Annotated in this window: 8 protein-coding genes; 3 read left to right on the forward strand and 5 right to left on the reverse strand. The window is 49.7% G+C overall.

Annotated elements, in window-relative coordinates; all coding sequences use genetic code 11:
* Nucleotides 1-97: 97 nt before the first annotated feature.
* Nucleotides 98-859: an ABC transporter ATP-binding protein gene (locus QUF18_RS18000; protein ID WP_289388660.1), complete on the forward strand. Its 762-nt coding sequence runs from the start codon at nucleotides 98-100 to the stop codon at nucleotides 857-859.
* Nucleotides 859-1,671, forward strand: a complete 813-nt coding sequence (locus QUF18_RS18005; protein ID WP_289388662.1) for an ABC transporter permease — start codon at nucleotides 859-861, stop codon at nucleotides 1,669-1,671. The genes QUF18_RS18000 and QUF18_RS18005 overlap by 1 nt, the downstream gene beginning before the upstream one ends.
* A gap of 76 nt (nucleotides 1,672-1,747) precedes the next feature.
* On the opposite strand, the gene QUF18_RS18010 is transcribed toward QUF18_RS18005, so the two are convergent.
* From QUF18_RS18010 to sseA, 4 genes are all read right to left on the reverse strand, one after another.
* On the reverse strand, nucleotides 1,748-1,996 hold the full coding sequence (locus QUF18_RS18010) for a hypothetical protein (RefSeq protein ID WP_289388663.1): 249 nt from the start codon (nucleotides 1,994-1,996) through the stop codon (nucleotides 1,748-1,750).
* 165 nt (nucleotides 1,997-2,161) lie between these two features.
* Nucleotides 2,162-3,079: a c-type cytochrome gene (locus QUF18_RS18015; protein ID WP_289388664.1), complete on the reverse strand. Its 918-nt coding sequence runs from the start codon at nucleotides 3,077-3,079 to the stop codon at nucleotides 2,162-2,164.
* Nucleotides 3,079-4,419 (reverse strand): c-type cytochrome, encoded by a 1,341-nt coding sequence (locus tag QUF18_RS18020; protein ID WP_289388665.1) that lies wholly within the window; start codon nucleotides 4,417-4,419, stop codon nucleotides 3,079-3,081. The genes QUF18_RS18015 and QUF18_RS18020 overlap by 1 nt, the downstream gene beginning before the upstream one ends.
* A gap of 190 nt (nucleotides 4,420-4,609) precedes the next feature.
* Nucleotides 4,610-5,443 carry a 3-mercaptopyruvate sulfurtransferase gene (sseA, locus tag QUF18_RS18025; RefSeq protein WP_289388666.1) on the reverse strand — a complete coding sequence of 278 codons (834 nt, stop codon included), beginning with the start codon at nucleotides 5,441-5,443 and terminating at the stop codon, nucleotides 4,610-4,612.
* Between the two features lie 128 nt (nucleotides 5,444-5,571).
* Between sseA and QUF18_RS18030 the strand changes: the two genes are divergently transcribed.
* Complete coding sequence (locus tag QUF18_RS18030) at nucleotides 5,572-5,892, forward strand: aminoglycoside adenylyltransferase domain-containing protein (protein WP_491723602.1); 321 nt, start codon at nucleotides 5,572-5,574, stop codon at nucleotides 5,890-5,892.
* A gap of 92 nt (nucleotides 5,893-5,984) precedes the next feature.
* On the opposite strand, the gene QUF18_RS18035 is transcribed toward QUF18_RS18030, so the two are convergent.
* Nucleotides 5,985-6,217: hypothetical protein (locus tag QUF18_RS18035; RefSeq protein WP_289388667.1), on the reverse strand; the 233-nt coding region annotated here is incomplete at its 5' end.

A 6,217-nucleotide genomic window follows, 5' to 3' on the forward strand; every position in this document is an offset into this window, starting at 1 on the left:
TCTGTTTGTTATTTCGTGTATCTTATCTGAAAACCGCTTCACACTTTTCAGGATACACTTTAACCCTGCCGCCCTGACGAGAAGAAGTACAAACTGCATGGATTTGCTGTTAAAAAATGTCGGCCACCATTATGGTAAGGTCGAAGTTTTGCGTGATATCACGCTAGAGATCAATCAGGGGCAGATTGTCTGTCTGATCGGCCCCTCCGGTTGCGGCAAATCCACATTGCTCCGATTTATCGGCGGCCTTGAGCAACCAACTTCAGGTCAGGTTTTGCAGGTCGGGGAACCTTCGCCCTCCTCGCTCAATCCGCTGACTTATGTTTTCCAGCATTTCGCATTGCTGCCTTGGCGCACTGTTGCCGGCAATATCCGGCTGGTACTGGAAGATCACAAATTATCCACATCAGAAATGGATGCCATCATCTCTGATGTGCTGGCACGCACCCGCCTGTCTGACTTTGCCAACGCCTATCCCAAGCAGCTTTCCGGCGGCATGAAGCAACGCGTGGCCATTGCCCGCGCACTGGCCGTGCGACCTGATGTCATGCTGATGGATGAGCCGCTTTCCGCGCTCGACAGCCAGACCCGCGAATTGCTAATGGATGATCTGGTATCACTCTGGACACGCCAGCCTTTCACAGCCGTTTATGTCACCCATAATCTGGCTGAAGCTGTGCGCCTTGGCCATAAAATTGTGGTGCTGTCGCGCCGTCCGGGACGGATCAATCAGGTTGTCACCATCGACACACCACTCGATCAGCGCCATCTCGCCGATCCGGTGCTCGATGCCAAACAGCAGGAACTATGGGCTCTCATGCGCGATGAAGCGATGGCTGCGGATCAGGAGCTGCTGTAATGACAAAATCACACGAGAACCCGACAGTCATTACCCGTCCTGTACCATTTCGCGGTGGCGGTTTCGCGCCGGTTAAAGTGCGTTTCATTGCGCCAATCCTGTTTATTGTGCTGATCGCGCTGGCTGAACTTGGCACCCGCACAGGGTTTATTTCCAATCTTACTTTGCCGCGCCCTTCGGCAGTCTTCAACACCTTCTATCAGCTCTATGATACTGGTCTGCTCTGGAAGCATTTGCTGCCATCGCTACAGCGCCTGTTTGTCGGCGCATCTATGGGGATTGCTGCCGGCATCTTACTCGGCACTATGATCGGCTTGTTTTCCTATGTCCGTGCCGGTTTGGTACCGCTCGTTGCAGCCATTTTCCCGATCCCGAAAATCGCCCTGCTGCCGTTGTTTGTGATCTGGTTTGGCATTGATGAAATGTCGAAATATGCGCTGATCGCGTTTGGTACTTTCACACCGACAGTGGTCGCAACCTATGGCGCGGTTGATAATGTGGATCGTAGCCTGATCCGCATGGGACAGAGCTTTAATCTGAACTGGTGGTCGATTATTCGCAAGATCGTCTTGCGGGGCGCGCTGCCTGGCATCCTGTCGGGCTTACGTGTTTCTATTGCAATTGCGATTATTCTGCTGGTTGCCGCAGAAATGCTCGGCGCGGAATATGGTGTTGGCGCCTATATTCTCGAAGCCGGTTCGCTTTACGATCTCGAACGCCTGTTTGCCGGTGTTACCATTCTTTCCGTGATGGGGCTGATTACCAGCTGGCTCATCGGCCGTATTGAGTACTATTTCCTCAGCTGGCGCTGATTACAGAGCTACGAATAGAAAAAGGCGCGGATAACCCATGTTATCCGCGCCTTTTTATACAATCTCAAAACAGCTCTTAATCAACCCATTTGGTGCCGCTATCCGGCGACTGACAACCATAGGGCGGCAGGGTTTTATTGCCGAAATTTTGTTTCAGCTGCATACAGCCCCAATGACGCAATGGTGCCGGCATATAAGATTGCAGATTGATACCAACCTCATCGAACGGATCAGTCATATTGGTCACATAGCTATACCAACGCTGGCCAATCAGGGCGACAGCAGCAATCACAACAATCAATATTATCCGCAGCAGCTTTTTCACGAGGCTTCAGTCCTTTATTTTATCTTTGCTCTGCCCGAGACAAAACATACAAATTCACATGCGCTTTTTGACAGTGAAATGACTGTGTATCAACAGCAAAAAGCCGGTAGCAATTTCTGCTACCGGCTTTTTCGTTTGATCTTCACTCGATCTTAATAGCCAATTTTAATAGCGGGCATCTTTCGGCTTCTTGCTATTCGGCCAGTCATTGACCTTACCGGCAAAGTCCGGACGCGGCATATGGGTGAAATATTCAGAGACATCCACTGCTTCCTGATCCGTCAGCATATCGCCTTGCCCAACCGGTGTATTCAGGTTCACACTGACAGGCATATTATATTTGACGAAGGCCGCTGCTTTATAGGTACGCGCCATACCCGCACCAATGTTGAAGCTGTCATCACCCCAGAGCGGCGGGAAGATATAATCGCCAAACTGGTCTTTTTTGCCTTCACCGTCATTGCCATGACAGACCGCACATTGGGTCGCATAAATGCCCTTACCTTTAACCGGATCCGGCACCAGTGTTTCATCAATCGGCCCCGCACCGGCAACTTTCACCATGTGCTCTTTCGGCAAGCCCTGACCAAGCCATTTCATATAAGCGATCATAGCGCCCATTTCTTTGGACTTCGGATCAACCGACTTACCGTTCATTGAACGCTGGAAACAACCATTGATGCGCATAACCAGATTAACTTCCTTACCCGCGCGCGGCATCACCCGTGGATAGAAATTATAGGCATTAATATAAGGCGCACCATTATCCAGCTTACCCTGTGCCAGATGGCAGGAGTTACAGTTCAGACCTGCACCAACATTATCCGGCATCAGACGAGCCGTTTCATTGAGCAGGCGCTTACCATACATAATGGCTTCGGCATCAGGTTCCTTGGCGATCAGATCATCGCTCGGGATCGTGTATTTTCCGACGACCTTACCATCCGCATCAACCACATCATAAGTTGGCAGCGGCGGTGCATCCACGCGGGACGGCTTGACGATGAATGTCCAGCCTGCCCCTGCCGCCGCAATTGTTACTACCAGAGCCGCAGCCGTTCCGATCCAGAATTGTTTATTCATTATTTTGCCTCCGGAACATAATGCACTGGTTTGTGCTCAATCAGATGCCGCATGCGTGCAATGTCACTGTCTTTGATATGCGAGCCGTGATTGCCCCAACCATTACGGATAAAGTTCAAGATTTCCGCGATTTCCTTGTTGGTCAGCTGAGCAAAGCCCGGCATCTTGAAGACCATCGGATCATGCGGCGTATCTGCCATTGCAGCACCATCCAGTGTCAGCTGGATCAGCGAACTCGGATCTTCAGCAAAGACAATCGAGTTTCCGGCAAGCGCAGGGAAAATACGGGCTGCGCCACGACCGTCCAGACGGTGACAGGCAGCACAATTATCCACATAGCCAACAGCACCCGGAGCGGAGAAGTCACCAGCACGCAGTGCCGCCGTTGTTACATCTTCCTTTGGTGTCCATTGCTGCGGATGGCTGGCACGCGCAGGCAGGCTCTTCAGATAGCGGGCGATCGATGTCAGATCATCCTCTGTCAGATATTGCGTACTATGGGCAACCACATCAGACATACCACCAAAAGCAGCTGTACGATCGTTACGTCCGGTTTTCAGGAAGTCAGTAATTTCTGTTTCAGCCCATGTGGAAAGGCCGGTGCCTTCATCACGCAGGTTCTTCGCATACCAGCCTTCGAGAACCGAGCCGGACAGATAATTGCCCTTCTTATCGTCACTGAGGGCTGTTTCCTGATAGCCGATACCACGTGGTGTATGGCAAGCGCCGCAATGCGCCAGACCTTCAACCAAATAGGCACCGCGATCAACCATGGCATCCATGCCAATTGCCGATGTGAATTCACGCGGCTGCGCAAAAGCCAGCTGCCAATAGGCCAGCGGCCAGCGCATATTCATCGGCCATGGCAAAGTAGAAGCTTGATTTTCCTGCTCGACATTTTCCACGCGCGACATGAAATAAGCATAGAGCGCTTTAATGTCGTCATCTTTCACGACCACATAGGAAACATAAGGCATAGCCGGATAGAGCGCCACACCGTCGGGGCGTACACCACGACGGACAGCGCGCTCAAAATCACCGTAGCTGTAATTACCAATACCGGTTTTCTTGTCCGGTGTGATATTTGTTGAATAAATGGTGCCAAGCGGTGTCTGCATACCCAGACCGCCGGCAAATTCCTTGCCGCCCGGTGCAGTATGACACGCAATACAGTCACCGGCACGGGCAAGATATTCACCTTGCTTAATCAGTACCGGATCCTGAATATTAACTGTAGCTTCCTGCTTTGGCGCATACCAATGATGCGATGTAACCGCAATTGCATAGCTTGCGCCAAACAAGCCCAGACCGCAAAGGGCCAGCGTTTTAACAAGCTTCATGTTGAACTCCTGAGTCGTCTCTTTATTTCAATGTGAGATTGTCAGGAGTCTTTCTCATTGATTCAGATCAATGTTTATCGCCATTCACGATATTTATGTTCTAAAACACAAGAAATAGAAGAATGTTAGTTTTTATGAGCGCAAATTCAAAGAAAATTATACTCAAAAACTGGTATTTTATAGTCACATATCAAGTGACTGTACCCCACTCTGTCCATGAGCCGTCATAGAGACGAACATTTTCATAATTCAGCATATTCAAAGCAAGAAACAACACGGCTGCAGTCACGCCAGAACCGCAGGTTGTCACCACCGGCTTGTCTTTTTTCACGCCCTGCGATTCAAACAGCAGTTTCATAGTTTCCAGTGACTTAAAGCCGCCATTCTCAACTAGGGAACCGAAAGGCATATTCTTTGAACTCGGAATTGAGCCAGAACGTACATTGGCTCGCGGTTCAGGCACGGCACCGGTAAAGCGCTCCGCAGAACGTGCATCAACAATATGCGCTTTCGCATGTTTGGCGATCAGCACCATTTCCTCGATAAAGACCACCTTATCAGCAGCATAATAAGGCTTGAATTCAACCGCTAACGGCGCAGCTTTACCGGCTTCTGTTTCAAAGCGTTCAGCCTGCCATGCAGCAATACCACCGCGCAAAATGTGTAGCTTTTGAACGCCCATAATATGAAACAGCCACCAAACGCGTGGAGCGGCAAAAAGATCACCAGTTTCATAAATCACAATCTCATCGTCAGTACTGATGCCGAGCTTGCCTGCGGCGTCAGCAAAGACGACCGGTGACGGAACAGTATGCGGGAATGAAGAACTCGGGTCGACGATTTTGTCCTGATCGAAAAACACGGCACCTGGAATATGAACCTGTTCGAATTCCTCAGCACAATTACGCTTCGTCGCAGGCATATACCACGAACCATCAACGATCTTCAGACCAGCAGATTTCTGACGATCTTTCACCCATTGCGGCGATACAAAAATTTCTTCCGGCGTCATTTCATTCCTCATGAGTCACTCACTTAGACATAGAATATAAGTGTCTTAATCAATGGCAAGGTGGGAATTGAAAAATCTGTATGATCACTGCACTTTAAGGATAGGCATTCTCTCTCTATGGTCCGGTAGCACAGACACTTCTGACGCAAATCTCATCAGAACATATCAAAGATGCGATGCGTATTCTGCTGCCTTCTTTAGTTGAAGGTCTTGATGGAGATGAGCGCAATGTTTTACTGACCTTGGCACGGATGCTTTACACAGCAACGACAGGTCGGTTTACGAGTAAAGATCAGGCTGCGGCGTGGGCTAAATCGTTATTGTCTAAAGCTGATGCAGATTTATTATCTTATGCACGCTTGGCATATTGGGGAGAGGTTCTTGATGATTGGACTGATCGAGGGTCTCAGGCAGTCTATTTAACTGATGAACTCACTCGGCGGCTTTCAGCTTTATTGTAATGTGTTTGAAGCCAGCCTGTACATCTTTGCTGCCGTTTCAGGATAGATACTTCGTCTGCGCGTGTTCGCACGGGCCGAAGACCCTCCCCTCCTCAGTTATTTGATTTGTTTTTATTGATTGAACGCCGAAGAGGGCTTTGCATATCTGGCAGGGTGGTTGTGCGCTTGTGTATTTTTTGGGATTTAGGTTGCGTGGTGAGGATTTGAGTTTTTGTGTCCCACTTCGTGGGCTCGGCCTCTTTGTGGGCCCCTGACTTAGGTTCTTCTCTATGACCCATGACAAAAAAATACCCGCTTGAAAGCAGGTTTATTTTTTGGTTGCGGG

Source organism: Pseudochrobactrum kiredjianiae, from assembly GCF_030362795.1.
GTDB classification, from domain to species: domain Bacteria; phylum Pseudomonadota; class Alphaproteobacteria; order Rhizobiales; family Rhizobiaceae; genus Pseudochrobactrum; species Pseudochrobactrum kiredjianiae.

Excerpts from the sequence above, each read along its gene's own strand:
- QUF18_RS18000 (WP_289388660.1), top strand. The coding sequence starts at position 98 with ATGGATTTGCTGTTAAAAAATGTCGGCCACCATTATGGTAAGGTCGAA.
- QUF18_RS18005 (WP_289388662.1), top strand. The coding sequence starts at position 859 with ATGACAAAATCACACGAGAACCCGACAGTCATTACCCGTCCTGTACCA.
- QUF18_RS18015 (WP_289388664.1), bottom strand. The coding sequence starts at position 3,079 with ATGAATAAACAATTCTGGATCGGAACGGCTGCGGCTCTGGTAGTAACA.
- QUF18_RS18020 (WP_289388665.1), bottom strand. The coding sequence starts at position 4,419 with ATGAAGCTTGTTAAAACGCTGGCCCTTTGCGGTCTGGGCTTGTTTGGC.
- sseA (WP_289388666.1), bottom strand. The coding sequence starts at position 5,443 with ATGAGGAATGAAATGACGCCGGAAGAAATTTTTGTATCGCCGCAATGG.